This is a genomic window from Kitasatospora sp. NPDC051702 (assembly GCF_040681575.1).
In the GTDB taxonomy this organism is placed as follows: Bacteria; Actinomycetota; Actinomycetes; order Streptomycetales; family Streptomycetaceae; genus Kitasatospora.
On the sequence record NZ_JBFAZB010000011.1, the window covers coordinates 143085 to 159537 of the forward strand.

A 16453-nucleotide genomic window follows, 5' to 3' on the forward strand; every position below is an offset into this window, starting at 1 on the left:
GTCAGTGCGGGTCGCCCTCGATCCGGCCGGCCAGGGCGCGGACGGTCGGCGGCAGCTGGCGCCGCCGGGCCACCAGCAGCGGGACGGCCAGCGCCAGGTACACCCAGCTGAGCGCGGCCCGGGCGGACTCGCCGGGGAGGGCGAACTGGACGGCGAACAGCACGAAGAGCAGCCCGGCCTTCCACGGGCGGAAGCGCAGGTCGAGCAGGAGGACCACGGCGAGGACGGTCTGCGCGGCGGTCAGCAGCACCTCGTCCACCTGGCGTTCGACGAGCGGCAGCGAGGCCCCGCCGCCGCCCGCCAGGTAGGCGAGCGGGAGGCAGCCGATCAGCAGCGTCCACTGGTTGACCTTGCTGGAGAGCAGCGCGCCGAGGCCGTCGTCCCCGCGCAGCCGCCAGGCGAAGACCACCGCGACGATCAGCTCGGGCGCCTCGGAGGCGAGCGGGGCCAGCCACTGCACCAGCAGGAAGCGGTCGACGCCGAGCGAGGCGCCGGCGTCCACGAGCGAGGTGGCGAACGGCTCGGCGCAGGCGAAGACCACGACCGCGGCCACCGCGAAGACCAGGACGGTGGTCGCCCGGCGGCGCCGCCGCGGGAGCGCGGCCAACCGGGCCGGGACGCCGACGAGCTCCTCCTCGTCGGTCTCGCTGCAGCGGCCGACCCGGAACAGGTAGGTGGCGTACCAGGCGATCAGCACGACCGCCAGCACCCAGGAGATCTGCCGGGTCAGCGGCATCACGAAGGCGAGCAGGGCGGCGACGCCGAGGAAGCCGGTGTCGATCCGGCGGTGCTCCCGCAGGGTGATCCCGGGCTCGACGCCGCGGCGCCGGGCGGCGAGGTAGCCGGCGAGGGCGACCAGCGGCCAGCCGACGCCGACCAGCAGACGGTTGGCGCCGGTCATGTTGGCGGCCGCGTAGGCGGCGTACTCGGGACGGGTGCCCGCCGCGTACGCGAAGTAGAGGTCGACCGCGTACTCGGGCAGCACGGCGATGAACGCCAGCAGGGCCAGTGCGAGCGGCCCGGAGATGTCCGCGCGGGCGGTCTCCGCGGCCCACATCAGCAGCAGCGCCGCCGACAGCACTCCGAGGCCGAACACCGCCATGCCCGTCACCGGGGCCGGGTGCACCCCGGTCAGCCGCAGCACCACGGCGGGGAGCGCACCGGCCACGGCGGCCGCGATCCGCAGGGCCGTCACGGACCCGCTCGGCGGCTGCGCCGACGGCACCGGGGCGGCGTCCTGCGGGGCGGTCAGGGGTGACTTGTGGGCCATCGGCCGTCCTCGTGCTCGGGGAACGCGAGCGGGCTGGGGTCTGTCGTCAAACCCCCGTCGTCCGCCCGGAGGGTGGGCGGGGCGGCGTTGGGGTGGGTGCATCGCAAGGCGGAGGAGGGAGTCCATGCGGAGCATTGGCGACCGACGACAACGCGGCGAGGTGCGTGCCCCGGCGTCGCCCCGCAGACGCGGGTTTGAGGACAGACCCTAGGGCGCGGGGCCGCGGCGGGGCGGGGAACGGCGGTGCGGCGCGGCGGGGTTCCCCCGGACGGCGGCCCCGTCCGGCGTCCGGGGGCGGTGCCCTACGCTGGGCCGCGACACCGCCGACGGAGGGACCACGCGCCATGCTCGACCCCGCGATCGCCGCCCTGTACGAGCGCGACGGGACCTGCCGGATGCTGGGGATCGCCCTGGACGAGGTGTCCGCCGGGCGGGCGGTGGCGCGGATGACGGTGTCCGCGACGATGGTGAACGGGCACGGCACGGCGCACGGCGGCTTCCTCTTCCTGCTGGCCGACGCGGCGTTCGCGTTCGCCTGCAACAGCCACGGCCCGGTGACGGTCGCCCAGGCGGCGCAGGTGGTCTTCCTGGCCCCGGCGCGGCCGGGTGACGAGCTGGTGGCCGAGGCGGTGGAGCGCTCGCGGTCGGGGCGCTCCGGGGTCTACGACGTGACGGTGCGGCTGGCGGACGGCGGGGTGGTCGCCGAGTTCCGCGGGCAGAGCGTGGTGATCGGGGGCCGGCCGCAGACCGGCTGAGCGGCCCGCGGCCCCCGCCGAGCCCCCTGCCCGGCCCGCCCGGTCTCAGGCCCGCGGCCGCTCGTCCAGCACCTGCTGGAGCTTGCCGGTGCGCGGGTTGGTGACCAGCTCCGAGCGCGGCACCCACTCCACGGTGAGGTCGTGGATGCTGCCCAGCGCGACCTCGGCGGGGTAGAGCGGGCGGGCGGTGTAGACGGCCTCCACGAGCCGGTCGGCGAGCTCGGCGAGCTCCTCGGCGGCCGGCCGGTCGGTGTGGCCGAGCCGGATGATCAGGCCGTCGCGCCCGCCCCAGCGGCGCTGGACGAGCTGCATGCCAGCGATCCGCCGGTCCGGGTCGGCGGCCAGCAGCACGGACCGGATCTCCTCGGTCGGCATGGCGACGGTGCCGACCCGGGCGCCCTCGGCGGAGCGGCCGAGCAGGCGGAAGCGCCGGCAGTCGGCGTCGACCCACTCGGCGCGGTCGCCGGTGGGGTAGCGAAGGATCGGCATCAGGGTGCGGAACAGGTTGGTGACCACGACCCGGCCGGGGGTGCCGGGGGTGGTGATGGCCTCGCCGGTGACCTGGTCGACCAGTTCCACCACGGTGCGGTGCGCGAAGGCCTCGTGCACCCGGACGTCGTCGCCGGGCACGGGCGCGCCGACCAGCCCGGCGTCGTTGGAGGCGTAGCCCACCGAGGCGACCGCGGCCCGGGGGAAGGCCCGGGAGAGGATCGGGCGCAGGTCGGCGAAGAGCAGGTCGCCGCCGAACAGCAGCAGTTCGACGCGGTCGGCGACCTCCCCGCGCCGGACCAGGCAGTCGGCGACGGCGCTGAGCTTCATCGGCTCGCCCGCGAGCACGTCGACGCCGAAGCCGGTGATCAGGTCGGCGACGTAGTCGTCCGGGGCGGCGCCGCCGACCGGCAGCCGGACGTTGTCGACCGGCGCGTGGTGCAGGGCGTGCTCGATGTAGAGGAAGCCGCCGTAGAGCTCGCCGGCCATGAACAGGTTGGCCACCCGGTGTCCGGGCCGCAGGCCGGCCCCGACCAGTCCGGCGCCGAAGGCGGTGACCGAGTCGGCGTGCTCCTCGCGGGTCCACGGCGAGAACTTGGGGACGCCGGTGGTGCCGCCGGTCTTGTAGACGCCGGCGTCGCTGAGCGGGCCGGTCAGGACGCGGTTGTCGGGCCAGGCGTTGGCGGCCCAGAATGCGGCCTGGTCGACGACGGGGAGCTGGTCGAGCCGGTCGAGGGAGGCCGGCAGGTCGCGGTAGAGCTCCGCGTAGAACGGGGAGTTCGCCCGGGCGAAGGCGATCAGATCGGGCAGGGGCTTGGCGGACATGGTGGTGGACTCCGTTGCTCAGCAGGGGTGTTCGGGCTGCCCGAGCCAGGTCCGGGCGAGGTCCTGGACGGCGGAGCCGTCGGGGTCGGCGAGTTTGGCGGCCAGGTAGTCGGCGGCCCAGCGGTTGGCGGGCACCCGGAAGGGGGGCCGTTCGGCGAGCAGGGTGCGCACCACGACTCCGGCAACCTCCCGGGCCGGCTGGCCGGCCGACTCCCAGCCCTGGCCGCCCACCCACTCCAGGTACCCGGCGAAGGTGGGCGCGTACGGGCCGGACGCGGCCCGGATGGTGGCGCGGTTGACGTCCGGGAAGATGCCGAACCGGGTGTCCGGGACGAAGCCGAGCACCACCACGGACACCCGGACGCCGTGGGCGGCCGCGACCGGGGCCAGCGCCTCCAGGAACCCCTCGACGGCGAACTTGGCGGCGCAGTACGCCTCGTTGAAGGGCTGGCCGACGACGCCGTGCACGCTGCCGACGGTGACCAGCCGGCCCCCGGCGGCGCGCAGCAGCGGCAGCGCGGCCCGGCTGACGGTCGCCACGCCGAAGAAGTTGACCTCCAGGTTGGCCCGCAGGGCGGCGTCGGTGGACATCTCCAGGGTCGGGTCGTGGTTGGCGACGCCCGCGTTGTTGACGAGGGCGTCCAGCCGTCCGTGGGTGCGGCGCACCTCCTCCAGGCAGTCGGTGACGGAGCCCGGGTCGGTGACGTCGAGCCGGCGCACCTCCACGGCGACGCCGGCCGCGTCGGCGGCCGCCCGCAGCGCCTCGGCGCGGCCGGGATCGCGCATGGTCGCCACCGTGGTGTAGCCGGCGCGGGCCGCGGCGACGGCGGTGGCCAGGCCGATGCCGGAGGACGTCCCGGTGATCAGCAGGACCCGGCCGTCGGCTCGGGAGCCGGCCGGCCGGTCCGGTCCGGGTGCTCCGCCGGTGGGTGCACCGTCGGTGGGCGCCGCGCCGCCGGGCGCCGCGCTCACGGGGCGCTCTCCGCGAGCGCGTCGGCCCCGTCGGCCTCGTCCGCTCCGTCGGCCGGGGCGGGCGCGGGCGCGGCGGCGTCGAGCAGCGGCTGGATGCCGAGCGCCGGGAGGAAGGAGCAGGCGGCCAGCAGGGTGCCGCCGGCCATCACCACCCGGGCCGCGTCCAGGATGCCCAGCGGCCCGGTGAGCAGGCTGACGGCCAGGCCGCCGACCAGCGCGGCCAGCGGGATCACGCCCCAGGTGACGGTCCGGAAGGCGGCGTGCATGACGCCCTGGTTGCGGGAGGTCATCCGGGACTGCCGGGCGGGTGCGCTGCACACGTTGATGCAGGACATGAAGAAGCCGTAGCAGCCCATGGTGACCGCGATCACCGGGCCGGCCGGCAGCGCGGGCGCGGCCAGCACACCGAGGCCGACCAGGCAGTGCAGCAGCAGCGACCAGGCCATCGTCCGGCCGAGGCCGAAGCGCCGGCTGATCCGCGGTGCGACCACCGCGCCGGCCAGCGCGCCGAGTGCCGCGACGGACATGGCCGCGCCGAACACGCCGACCTGGACGCCGAGGCCCCGGTAGGCGAGGACGGGCAGGACGGTGACGAAGACCGGTCCGCCCGAGTTGAGCGTGACGGCGGACAGGACGATCCGGCGCAGCACCGGGTCGGCCCAGTTGAGCCGGAAGCCCCTGGTGAGCCGCTCCCGGACGGAGCCCTCCTCGACCGTCCGCTCGCCCCAGGGGCGCATGGAGCGGAAGCAGACCGCGGAGACCAGGTAGCTGGCCGCGTCGACGAGCAGGGCGCCGACGCCGAGCGCGCCGTACAGGGCGGCCGCGACGGACGGCCCGGCGACCTCGGCGACCGAGCCGCTGCCCTCCAGCCGGGAGTAGGCGCGGACCATGCCGTCCTCGGGCACCACGGCCGGGACGGCGACCAGGTAGCCGACGTTGAAGAAGATGGTCGCGCCGCTGATCACCGCCACGCAGCCGAACAGCAGCGGGGTGGAGAGCACGTCCAGCGCGTACGCGAGCGGGATCGCCGCGACCGCGAGCAGCCGGACCAGGTCGCAGGCGAGCATCGTCCGGCGCTTGTCCCAGCGGTCGACCAGCACGCCTGCGATCGGGCCGAGCAGCGGGATGCCGAGGTACTGGGCCATCGCGACGACGCCGACCTGGAGGGCGGAGGCGTGCAGCACGAAGATCATCAGGGTCGGGACGACGAACACCGTGACCTTGTCGCCGACCAGGCTGACGGTCTGCCCGGCCCAGAACAGCTGGAAGCTCCGCCCGAGCGGCGCCGGCCGGCCCGGCGGCGCCGGGGCCTTCGCCGTCACGACTCCTCCCGGACGACCAGGGCCGCGGTCTTGCCGGTGCGGCCGTTGCTGACCAGCGCGTCCACCGGGCGCACCCGGAAGGACTCCGGGTCGTGCTGGAAGGCGGTGCTGAGCGTGAAGGTGGCGGCGAGCAGTTCCTTGCGCAGCCGCTCGGCGTCGGGCGCGGCGCCCGGCCCGTCGGCGAGCAGCAGGACGTCCACCCCGGTGGCCCGGCCGCGCTGCTCGGTGAGCACCACCTGGGCGCGGGCGACGCCGGGTTCGCGCTCGGCCCGGGTGATCAGCTCGTCCACGTCCAGCCCGAGGCCGCGGACCTGGACGACGCTGTCGCGCCGGCCCAGCACCCGCATCGCCGGGCCCGGGCGGCCGCACGGGCAGGCGGTCAACTCGCCCGCGTCGCCGGTGCGGTAGCGCAGCACCGGGTTGAGCATCTCGGGATCGAGGGTGGTGAAGTCGAGCAGGCCGTCGGCGTCCACGTGGACCAGCTGGTGGGGCAGCGGGTGGAAGGTGTCGGCCGGGCAGTCCGGGGTGTTGGTGCCGACCACCCAGGTCTCGGTGCTGCCGAACATCCCCCAGCGCCGGGCCTGCGGCGCCACCACGGCGAGGTCCTCGTCGAGCTGGGGCTGCCAGGCCTCGCCGAGCCAGAGCACCTTGCGCAGCGAGGGGAGCCGGACGCCGGTGGCGCGGGCGTGCGCGAACCAGAGCCGCAGCACGCTGGGCGTGCCGCCGATCGCGGTGACCCCCCGGTCCGCCAGGAAGGCCAGCCAGTCGCCGTACTCCTCGCGGGTGACGGAGCCGAGCGCGATGATCCGGCAGCCCGAGAGGTCGGCGAGCCCGGCGGCGAGGTAGTGCGCGCCCCACATCCGGCCGGCGCCCCAGGCGTTGGCGAAGACGTCGGTGCGGTCGAGCGGCTGCCAGTGCGCGTGCACGCCGGCCATGTAGAAGCCGGTGGGTGCGTAGCCGACCTTGGGGGCGCCGGTGCTGCCGCCGCTCTGGAACAGCCAGGTGGCGGAGTGCTCGGCGGCCGGCTCCAGGTGGGCGAGGGCGGTGTTGAGGTCGTCCTTGGCGAGCGGGGGCAGCGCCGCGAGCCGCTCCAGGGTGTGCACGTTGACGTGGGCGGCGTAGCGGGCGGCCAGCGCGGGGACGCCGCGCAGCCGTTCCAGGGTGCGCCGGGCGACGTCCAGCCGGGGTTCGGCGGCCTCGGGGGGCAGGGAGAAGGAGGCGGTCATCGGGGGTCCGTCCGGTGGGTCGGGTCGAGGGTCAGCGGGCGGGCGCCGTCGGCGAGCCACTTGGCGTGGCCGTCGCGGTAGGCGGTGAAGCGGGCGCGGGTGACGTCGCGCTGGAGGGTGCGTTCCGGGTCGCTGAAGTCGGGGGCGATGACGCCGTCCGGTTCGAGTTCGGAGAACCAGTACCGCTCGCCGTCGTACAGGAAGTCGACGCAGAAGAACGGGATCGGCAACCGCTCGGCGAACCAGGCGGTGGCGGCGGCGAGTTCGGGCGGCACGGGCGGGAACTCCATGGCGCCGCCGCGGCTGGCGTTGGCGACCGGCGAGCCGGCCTCCGGGGTCCGCTTCATCACCGCGTGGGGCCGGCCGTCGACGACGTAGACCCGGTAGTCGATGGTGCCGTCGCCGAGGTACGGCTGGACGACGAGGGTGGTGTCGCCGCCCTGGGCGAGGCTGGCCAGGCCCCGGATGTCCTCGGGGCCGCGGGCCAGGTTGATCCCGCCGCCGCCGCACCAGCCGGCCGGCTTGACGATGGCCGGGTAGGTCATGCCCCCGAGCGCGACCTCGTAGACGTGCTTGCTGATGTCGCGCCCGGTGCCGATCCGCACGGTCGGGATGGTCGGCACGGGGGATCCCGCCAGGAACAGCAGGGTGGCCAGCTTGTCGTTGCCGATCAGCGAGACCTGCGGCGGGAACGGCAGGTAGAAGCCGGCCTGTTCGAGCACCGCGTAGAGCGCGTACTGGTTGAAGACGTCCATCGACTGGTACGGCAGCGAGTACAGCGCGGTGATGAACAGGGTGTCCTCGGGGGTGACCGGCTCGTCGTCGACGTAGACCCGGGGCCGGCCGGGGCCGGTGGCGTCCACCGTGACGGCCTCCGGGGCGTGCCTGGTCCAGCGCAGCCCGAGGTCGGCGGCGCACTCGGCGTACAGGTCCCAGAAGAAGCCGTGCCACATCCCGGCCATCCGGGAGGACTCCCGGTCGGGGAAGATCCAGCACAGGCGGCGCAGTTCGCCGGCCGGGGCGGGTGTGCTCATCGTGCTCCTCGCGGTGTGGCGGACTGCCCGGACCACCAGCGGCGGCCGGCCTCGGGGAGGGTGTCCACCGGGTCGAAGTAGGGGTGGCGCCGGTCGAGCGGGGCCTGCGGGCCGTCGTCGCCGTCCAGGCTGGTGCGGTAGTTCTTCGTCCAGTACGAGATGCCGCGCTCGCGGTCGTAGGCGACCGCCTGGTGGACCCACCGCTTGCCGACGTCGGGGACGTCGCAGACCAGGCGTGGCGTGGCGTAGCCGGGCAGGTAGCCCATGATCGCCTCCTGGAGGTGCTGCGCCCGGTGCAGCGGGGTCCGCCAGTGCTCCGCGCCGGGGATGACGTCGCAGAGGTAGAAGTAGTACGGCAGGACGTTCGCCTCGCCCTGCAGGGCGAAGCAGAGGTCCAGCAGGTCCTCCGGGGTGTCGTTGACGCCGCGCATCAGCACGCCCTGGTTGCGGACGTCCCGGACGCCCGCGTCCAGCAGCGCCCGGGCGGCCTCGGCGACCAGCGGGGTGACGGACCGCACGTGGTTGGCGTGGGTGTGCACGGCGAGGTTGACGGCGCGGCGGGCGGCAAGGTCGGCGACCCGGGCCACGCCCTCCAGCACCCGGGGCTGCAGCCAGTGCTGCGGCAGCCCGACCACGGCCTTGCTGGCGAGCCGGATGTCCCGGACGGAGCCGAGGTCCAGCAGCCGCAGCAGGAAGGACTCCAGGCGCGGCCACGGGACGTTGGCGAGGTCGCCGCCGGAGACCACGACGTCGCGCACCGCCGGGGTGCGCTTGAGGTAGTCGAGCATCTGCTCCTGCCGGTCGGCGGGGCGCAGCAGCAGCCGGGTCTTGGCGACCTGCGGGGTGGAGGTGCCGACCAGGTCCATCCGGGTGCACTGCCCGCAGTACTGCGGGCAGGTCGCGGTCAGCTCGGCCAGCACCTTGGTGGGGTAGCGGTGCGTCAGCCCCTCGACGGCCCACATCTCGGCCTCGTGGAGGGAGTCCCGCTCGGCCCGCGGGTGGCTGGGCCACCGCGGGTGCCGGTCGGCGCGCACCGGCAGCATGTAGCGGCGCACCGGGTCGGCCAGGAACGCCTCGGTGTAGGCCGCCGGGGCGTCCGGGGCGTCCGGGGCCATGGTGTTCAGCATCTGCGGTGGCAGCAGCATCGGCATGGTGGCGAACTGCGCCTGGTCGGCGGAGAGTTCCTCGTAGAACCGGTCGGTCAGCAGCGGGCCGGTGACGGCCCGCAGCTGGCGGGCCGTCTTGACCGAGTGGGAGCGCTGCCACTGCGGGTCGCGCCACTGGGCGTCCGTCACGTCGCGCCAGCCCGGCAGCCGCCGCCAGTCCGGTTCGACCAGGGGCGTGCGCGTGTACTGGTACGGCTGGCGGATCTCGGGGTGGTCCATGGCCGGCTACTGGCCGGCGGAGGCGGTGAGCAGGCCGGCGAGGCGGGTCCGCAGTTCGCGCTTGAGCACCTTGCCGGTCGGCCCGAGCGGGAAGTCCTCCGGGGTGCGGGCGATCCGGACGGCGGCGAGTGCGGCCAGTCCGGCCCCGGCCAGCGCCTCGTTGGCCGCCGTCCGTACCCGCTCGGTGTCGGCGTCGGCCGCCTCGGCCTGCAACTGGACGACGGCGACGGGGCGTTGGCCCTCGCCCGCGGCGCCGGGCAGGCCGATCACGGAGCAGTCCCGCACCAGGTCGGCGCAGTCGGCGAGCAGCACCTCCTCGATCGGCAGGCTGTGCACCGGGCCGTCGGCGGTGTCGATGACGTCCACCGTGCGGTCGAGGTGGTAGAACCGGCCGTCCGGGTCGCGGCGGGCGAGGTCGCCGGTGAGCCAGTAGCCGGCCAGTTCGAAGCTGCCGGTCAGCCGCGGGTCGTTCCAGTAGCCCGGGGTCCGGGAGGGGGTGACGACGCCGAGCATGCCGACGGTGCCGTCGGGGACCTCGGCGCCGTCCTGGTCGAGCACGGCGGCCTTCAGGACGACCTCCAGCGGCCTGCCGACGCAGCGGTCGTCGCGGGGGCTCTCCGGGGTGGTGACCTGCCCGAACAGCGCCATGCCCATCTCGGAGGAGCCGAGGCCGTCGACGAACTGGGAGCCGGGCAGGGCGGGTTGCTCGGCCTTCTCCTGCGGCAGCAGCCAGGGACGGATCAGTCCGGCGGGCCGCTCGCCGAGCGTCACCAGCCGCCGGATGTGGCCGTGGTGCGCGCTGTCGCCGGTGTTGAACCAGGAGTGCACCCGGGCGGCGCCGCGGACGGGGAGCTCGCCGGTGGCGAGTTCCACGAAGGTGCGCGGGAAGGAGGCGACCATCGTCGGCTGGAAGGCCTCCATCACCGGCTCGACGACGGCGCGCCGCCAGTCGGCCATGACCACGGTGGGCAGGCCGAGCAGGGTGGCGGTGAGGAAGTAGCTCAGACCGCCGGCGTGGGTGTGCGGCATCAGTGACATCAGCCGGTCGTAGGGCTCGGCGGGGAAGCGCTCCATGCGCGGCTGCTTGCCGTCCCAGAACTGGCGGTGGGCCAGCATGGTGGACTTGGGCGTGCCGGTGGTGCCCGAGGAGTGGATGAGGGCCACCACGTCGTCCGCGGCGTGCCGGTACGGGTACGCGGCGGGCAGCCCGGCGGACGCGGCGTCGAAGGCCTGCACCTCGGCGGCGAGCGCGACGAAGCGCGGGCGGCGCTGCGGGGCCTCGCGGTAGGCGGCGGCCAGCCGGGTGGGGTCGTCGGCGACGACGCCGACCACGCCGACGTGGTCCAGGTAGCGGACCATCACGTCGTGCCGCATGGCGTCGTTGACCAGCGCGGGGACGGCGCCGAGCGCGGTCAGCGCCAGGAAGTGCAGCAGCGGTTCGAGACCCTCGCCGACCACGATGGCCACCGGCTCGCCGGGGCGCACCCCGTTGGCGTGGTACCAGGCGGCGTAGCGGTCGCGCAGGGCGGCGAGGTCGAGCAGGCTGTGGCCGCGCAGCACCACCTCGCCGCGGTGGTCGGTGCGGTGGGTGAAGGCGAACGGCACGGCGCGGTTGGGGTTGGCCGCGATCGCGTGGTCGAGGAAGTTGCCGGCCCCGAGGGCGGGTTCGGTCATCAGCCGCTGTCGGGCGGCGAGGGGGGCGATGGAACTCTGGTCGCTCATGGCGGTCTCCGGACGTGGGGTGCCGGGCGCGGGTTCTCGTGAAACCGGCGCCGGGTGGGGAGAGGGTCGTGCGTGGGGAGGGGTGGTGCGCGGGGAGGAGGCGGTGCGGTGCGGTCAGCCGCGGGCGAGGACCTCGGCGACGACGCGGTGGGCGGAGCGGATCGCGCCCTCCATCAGCCCGAAGTAGGCGGTGCTGGTCTCGGTGCCGGCCCAGTGCACGCGCCCGTGCGGGGTGGTCAGCGTGGGGCCGAGCCGCGACCAGTCGCCGGGGCCCAGCAGGGCGGCGTAACAGCCCTTGCTGTAGGGGTCGTTGAGCCAGTCGGTGACGTGGCAGTCGATCGGTTCGGGCAGCATCGGGAAGAGCTGGGCGGCCTGCTCGGAGGCCGCCGCGCGCTGCTGGCGGGCGGTGAGTGCGGCGAAGCGGTGCGCCTCGGCGCCGGTGACGAAGCCGGTCAGTACGCCGATCCGGCCCTCGGCGGGGGAGTCGTCGACGGTGGAGAGCAGTGGCCCGCGGGCGTTCACCGACCAGCCGGAGAGGCCGTGGTCGCGCCAGACCGGCTCCGGGTAGACCAGGTGCACCTTGACGGCGCAGCCGCGTGCGGTGCGGTCGCCGGCCCGCGGCACCGGCAGTCCGGGGCGGAAGTCGATCGCGTCGGCGAGCAGCGGCGGCAGGGCGAGGACGGCGACGTCCGCCCGGTGGCTGCCGTGCGCGGTGTGCACGGTGACGGCGTCGGCGTCCTGGTGGACGGCCCGGACGGGCTCGCCGAGCCGCACCCGGGGGCCGAGCCGCTCGGCCAGCCGTTCGCACACCTGGTGGGCGCCGCCGGCGATGCGGTCCTGCTGGGCCCCGCCGGCGAAGGCGTTGAGGTAGCGCAGCCCGCCGCCGGAGCGCAGGTAGAAGGCGAGGTGGAGGACGGAGACGTCGGCCGGGTCGGCGGCGGTCATCTCGCCGAGGAAGAGCGGGAAGAAGAGCCGGGCGTCCGGGTGGCGGAGCTGCTGCTCGGCCCAGTCGGCGGCGGTGAGGGCGTCCAGTCGCTCGGCGTCCGGGGTCAGCCAGGGGGCCTCCGGGTGGACGGCGGCGGTGAGTTCGGCCAGTTGCTCGAACAGGTCGCCGAGGGCGACGGCGTTGAGCGGCGGGAACCGGCCGTCCCGGGTCGCGGCCCGGCCCGGGTCGGCGGACGGGTCGGGGTCGAGGGCGAAGCGGCTGGCGCCGAGCATCGTGGTCGGGGTGGTCTTGAGGCCCAGCTCGGCCATCAGGGCGAGCAGTTCGGTGTGCCGGTCGCCCAGGTAGGCGGCGCCGGCGTCGACCCAGGCGCCGGGGGCGGCCTCGATGCCGTGGGTGCGTCCGCCGACCCGGTCGCGGGCCTCCAGGACGGTCACCCGGTACCCGCGCGCGGCCAGCCCGGTGGCTGCGGTGAGCCCGGCGATCCCGGCGCCGACCACGACGGCGGAGGGGCCGGTGCGCCCGCTCATCCGGTGGCCGTGATTCTCTGGGCGAGGCCGGCCGGGGTGGTGGCCTGCAGGAACTCCTCGAAGGTCAGTTCCACGCCGTGGTCGCGGGCGACGGCGCTGAGGACCCGGGTGGCGACCAGGGAGTCGCCGCCGAGCTCGAAGAAGTCCGAGTCGGCCGTCACGTCCTCGCGTTCCAGGACGCGGCGGAAGACGGCCACCAGGGCCTCTGGTGTGGCGGTGGTGGTGAGGTCAGTGCTCAACGGAGGTCTCCTTCGACCTGTCGTGGGCGTAGCGGAGGTGGCAGGCGGCCCGGTCGACCTTGCCGCTCGGGGTGTGGACGAGCCGCGGGACGACGGTGATCCGCCCGGGCACCAGGTGGCCGGGCACCCGGGCCCTGAGGTGGGAGAGCAGCGCGGCGTCCAGGCCGTCGGCCGAGGCGTGGCGGCGGGCCACCACGTACGCGACCAGGGTGGTGCGGCCGGCCGCGGTGGTACCGGTGACGGCCGCGGCGGTGACGTCGGGGTGCGCGGTGAGCTGGGCCTCGATCTCGGCCGGGTCGACCCGGATCCCGCGGACCTTCAACTCGCCGTCCAGGCGCCCCTGGTGGGTGAGCAGTCCGTCCGGGCCGCGGCTCACCCGGTCGCCGGTGCGGAAGTACCGCTCGCCGTCGAGGGTGGTGAACCGGGCGGCCGTCGCCTCGGGCAGGCCGAGGTAGCCGAGCGCGACGCCCGGCCCGCCGATCAGCAACTCGCCGCTGTCGTCGAGGCGTTCGACGACGTGCGGCAGGGCGCGGCCGATCGGTGCGGGGGCGGTGCCGTCCCAGTGCCGCTCGGGTGCGAGCGGGCCGGCGAGGTCGACGGCGTGGGTGATCTGGGTGGTCTCGGTGCAGCCGTAGGTGTTCAGCAGTCGGATCCGCCCGGTGTCCAGCCGGCTCCAGTCGGCCAGCCGGGCCGGGTTGGCGGCCTCGCCACCGATCACCAACAGGCGTAGGCAGGACGGGAGTCGGTCACCACCGTCGACCAGGTGGTGGACGAGTTCGTGCCAGAAGGCGGTCGGCAGGTCGAGGACGGTGATCCGCTCGCGCTCGACCATCCGCAGGAAGCGCGGGAAGGACCCGCTGTGCGCGTCGGGGTCGAGGACGAGGGTGGCGCCCGCGGTGAGCGCCGGGAGGATCTCCTCGAAGCAGGTGTCCCAGTTGAGCGAGGCGAACTGGAGCACCCGGTCGTCGGGGGTGAGTCGGAAGAGCCCCCGCAGCGCGTGGGCCGTGGCCGCTGCGGCACGGCGGGGGGTGGCGACGGGTTTCGGCTGCCCGGTCGAACCCGACGTGAAGAGAATGTAGGCCGGTTGTTCCGGGCCGTATTCGGCGCGGTCCGGCGGGCGGGTGCCCGGCGGATCTCCGGGGAATTCCAGGAGCGTCGGTAACTCGACTAATCGGAGGTCGAGTTGGGTGGCAGGAGCGTCCCGGCCGGCCACCTGCACCCGACAGTTCGCGGACGCCGACATGGCTTGTCGGCGCACCGTCGGGAATGCCGGATCGACGGGGCAATACACGCCCCCGGCGGTCAGCACGCCGAGAAGTGCGACCACCGTTTCGGCCGTGTGGACGGCCGGCACGGCGACCGTGCCCGGGTCCGGCCCCAGCCGTGTGGCCAGGGTGTTCGCCAGCTCCGCGAGCCGGCCGTAACCGATACTGCGTCCTTGCTGAACCACCGCTGGGCGGTGGGGATTTCGACGTGCCATTTCCGTGAACGCGTCGATCAGGTCGGGAGTGACCTGGAGGGTGTCGCGATTAATTGACATGCCCGCCCCAAATGACGCTGTCGAATGCTCATCCGTGCTCGGCGAACGGCGACTCTACCGTCGAACATGCGTTGCGACAATGGATGTTGGGGATGCAGTTCGAGGGGGGCGTGCTCGAAGTGTGAAGCCACCCGGGCCGGTTCGGTCGTTCGGGTGAGGACGACGTCGCGCCGGGCCGCGGCGGCCCGTACCGACGGCGCCCCCCGGACCGTACCGAAGGCGCCCCCCGGACCATCCGACGGATGGTCAGGAGCCCAGCGGGGCCTCCCAGACCACCCGGGTGCCACCGTCGTCGCCCGGCCCGACCGCGAACGTCCCGCCCACCCGCTCGGCGCGCTCGGCGAGGTTGCGCAGCCCGCTGCGCCGGCCCCCCTCGGTGACCCCCACCCCGTCGTCGGAGACGGTCAGCGCCACCCGCCCCGCCAGCGCCCGCAGCGTCACCTCCACCCGGCTCGCCCGGGCGTGCCGGGCCGCGTTGCTGAGCGCCTCGCCGAGGACGGCCACCACGTGCTCGGCCAGCTCCTGCGGCACGTCGGTGTCCAGCAGGCCCTCCATGCTCAGCCGCGGCGCGAACCCGAGCGTCCCCTGCGCCTCGGCGACGGCCCGGGTGGCCCGGGCCCGCAGACCACGGTCCGGCTCGCTGTGCGCGCGCAGCCCGAAGATGGTCGAACGGATGATCTTGATCGTCTCGTCCAGGTCCGCCACCGCCCGGGCCACCCGGTCCGCCGCGGCCGGGCTGTCGATCAGCCGTCCGGCGCTCTGCAGCGTCATGCCGGTGGCGAACAGCCGCTGGATCGCCAGGTCGTGCAGGTCACGGGCGATCCGGTCGCGGTCCTCCAGCAGGGTCAGCTGCTCGGCGTCGCGGCGCCGCTCGGCCAGCTCCAGGGCCAGCGCCGCCTGGTCCGCGAAACCCAGCAGCGGCCCGGTCTCGTCCGGCCCGAATCCCGGCTGCCCCGCCGCCCGGGCCAGCAGCAGCACGCCCCGCCCGTACCCCGCCCCGGTGCCCAGCGGCACCGCGACCGCCGGGCCCAGCCCCGCGAACCGCCCAGCCGGCCCGGCCGGGTAGCGGGCGTCGCAGGCCAGCTCGTCACTGGTCACCGGGGACCCGCAGGCGTACGCGGCGCCCGACAGCGTGCCGTCCACCGGCACCGTCACCCCCAGCCGCGCCGACGGCTCCCCGCCCAGCGCCACCTCCACCGTCAGCTCCGCCGCCGGCTCCTGCGGACCGGCCACCGCCACCGAGACGTCCGCCAGGTCGGCGCCCGCGATCTCCCGCGCCCGGCGGGCGATCAGCTCCACCACCTCCAGCCGCGGCGCCCCCGACAGCAGGCTGCGGGAGATCTCCGCGCTCGCCCGCAGCCAGCGCTGGCGCAGCTGCGCCTCCTCGTACAGGCGGGCGTTGTCGATCGCCACCCCGGCCGCGACCGCGAGGGTGGCGATCACGGCCTCGTCGTCGGCGTCGAAGTCCAGACCGCCGCGCTTGTCCGTGAGGTACAGGTTGCCGAACACCTCGCCGTGCACCCGCACCGGGACCCCCAGGAAGGTGTGCATCGGCGGATGGTTCGGCGGGAAGCCCACCGAGGCCGGGTGCTCGGACAGCACCGGGCAGCGCAGCGGCTGCGGATCACGGATCAGCTCGCCCAGGATGCCCCGGCCGGACGGCGGCGGACCGACCTCGGCGATCTCCTCCTCCGACATCCCCACCGTCAGGAACTGCGACAGCGTGTGCCCGTCCGGGCCGATCACGCCGAGCGCGCCGTAGCGGGCGTCCACCAGGTCGACGGCCGCCTCGACGATGCGGTGCAGCGCCTGTGCGAGGTCCAGCTCCCGGCCGACCGCGAGCACCGCCTCCAGCAGGCTGTGCACCCGGTCCCTGGTCCCGCGTGCCGCGTCGATCCGCCACTGGAGCTCCTCCAGCAGCTCGTCCAGGCGCAGCCGGGGCATCCGCGCGCCGCCGCCCGCCGCGCTGCCGTCCGCTCCGCCCACCGGTGTCCTCCTCGTGTCCGCCCCGCGCGCCGCACCCGCTGCCCCGGGTGCCGTCCCACCTGCGGGATCGCCCGGTTCACCGTAGTGCCCGGGTGTCGGCGCACCGCACGCCGGGGTCGGCCGTACGCTCCGTCGGGCGGGCCTTTCGTCCCGTCCCCCGGGGTCCTCGGGCCCCTGTCGCCGGCCGCCGCGCACCGCCAGGGTGGGGGAGGAGC

Annotated in this window: 13 protein-coding genes; 1 reads left to right on the forward strand and 12 read right to left on the reverse strand. The window is 75.1% G+C overall.

Annotated features, from left to right (window positions below; genetic code table 11):
* Position 1: 1 nt before the first annotated feature.
* Positions 2-1270, reverse strand: a complete 1269-nt coding sequence (locus AB0N04_RS12820) for a hypothetical protein (protein ID WP_360210360.1) — start codon at positions 1268-1270, stop codon at positions 2-4.
* A 395-nt stretch (positions 1271-1665) separates the two neighbouring features.
* Here AB0N04_RS12820 and paaI point away from each other — a divergent pair, with 395 nt between their 5' ends.
* A complete protein-coding gene (gene paaI / locus AB0N04_RS12825) occupies positions 1666-2025 on the forward strand; it encodes a hydroxyphenylacetyl-CoA thioesterase PaaI (RefSeq protein WP_360210388.1) in 360 nt (119 codons plus the stop codon).
* Positions 2026-2070: 45 nt separating this feature from the next.
* Here the strand turns inward: paaI and AB0N04_RS12830 are convergent, their stop codons facing one another.
* The 11 genes from AB0N04_RS12830 to AB0N04_RS12880 all read right to left on the reverse strand — a co-directional run bounded on the left by AB0N04_RS12830 (position 2071) and on the right by AB0N04_RS12880 (position 16196).
* Positions 2071-3339 carry a phenylacetate--CoA ligase family protein gene (locus AB0N04_RS12830; RefSeq protein ID WP_360210362.1) on the reverse strand — a complete coding sequence of 423 codons (1269 nt, stop codon included), beginning with the start codon at positions 3337-3339 and terminating at the stop codon, positions 2071-2073.
* An 18-nt stretch (positions 3340-3357) separates the two neighbouring features.
* Complete coding sequence (locus AB0N04_RS12835; RefSeq protein WP_360210364.1) at positions 3358-4311, reverse strand: SDR family NAD(P)-dependent oxidoreductase; 954 nt, start codon at positions 4309-4311, stop codon at positions 3358-3360.
* A complete protein-coding gene (locus AB0N04_RS12840; protein WP_360210366.1) occupies positions 4308-5633 on the reverse strand; it encodes an MFS transporter in 1326 nt (441 codons plus the stop codon). Before AB0N04_RS12840 ends, AB0N04_RS12835 begins: the two co-directional genes overlap by 4 nt.
* Entirely contained in the window at positions 5630-6859 is a 1230-nt protein-coding gene (locus AB0N04_RS12845; RefSeq protein ID WP_360210368.1) for an AMP-binding protein, read from the reverse strand. Before AB0N04_RS12845 ends, AB0N04_RS12840 begins: the two co-directional genes overlap by 4 nt.
* The gene (locus AB0N04_RS12850; protein ID WP_360210370.1) at positions 6856-7893 is read right to left on the reverse strand and encodes a hypothetical protein; all 1038 of its coding nucleotides are present in this window, start codon (positions 7891-7893) and stop codon (positions 6856-6858) included. The genes AB0N04_RS12845 and AB0N04_RS12850 overlap by 4 nt, the downstream gene beginning before the upstream one ends.
* A complete protein-coding gene (locus tag AB0N04_RS12855) occupies positions 7890-9278 on the reverse strand; it encodes a lysine 2,3-aminomutase (RefSeq protein ID WP_360210372.1) in 1389 nt (462 codons plus the stop codon). The genes AB0N04_RS12850 and AB0N04_RS12855 overlap by 4 nt, the downstream gene beginning before the upstream one ends.
* Before the next feature lie 6 nt (positions 9279-9284).
* The gene (locus tag AB0N04_RS12860) at positions 9285-11000 is read right to left on the reverse strand and encodes a class I adenylate-forming enzyme family protein (RefSeq protein ID WP_360210374.1); all 1716 of its coding nucleotides are present in this window, start codon (positions 10998-11000) and stop codon (positions 9285-9287) included.
* A gap of 114 nt (positions 11001-11114) precedes the next feature.
* Positions 11115-12473, reverse strand: coding sequence for an FAD-dependent oxidoreductase (locus tag AB0N04_RS12865; protein ID WP_360210376.1), 1359 nt, complete (start codon positions 12471-12473; stop codon positions 11115-11117).
* Complete coding sequence (locus AB0N04_RS12870) at positions 12470-12712, reverse strand: phosphopantetheine-binding protein (RefSeq protein ID WP_360210378.1); 243 nt, start codon at positions 12710-12712, stop codon at positions 12470-12472. Before AB0N04_RS12870 ends, AB0N04_RS12865 begins: the two co-directional genes overlap by 4 nt.
* Entirely contained in the window at positions 12702-14252 is a 1551-nt protein-coding gene (locus AB0N04_RS12875) for an AMP-binding protein (RefSeq protein ID WP_360210380.1), read from the reverse strand. Before AB0N04_RS12875 ends, AB0N04_RS12870 begins: the two co-directional genes overlap by 11 nt.
* 246 nt (positions 14253-14498) lie before the next feature.
* A complete protein-coding gene (locus AB0N04_RS12880; protein WP_360210390.1) occupies positions 14499-16196 on the reverse strand; it encodes a GAF domain-containing sensor histidine kinase in 1698 nt (565 codons plus the stop codon).
* Positions 16197-16453 lie beyond the last annotated feature (257 nt).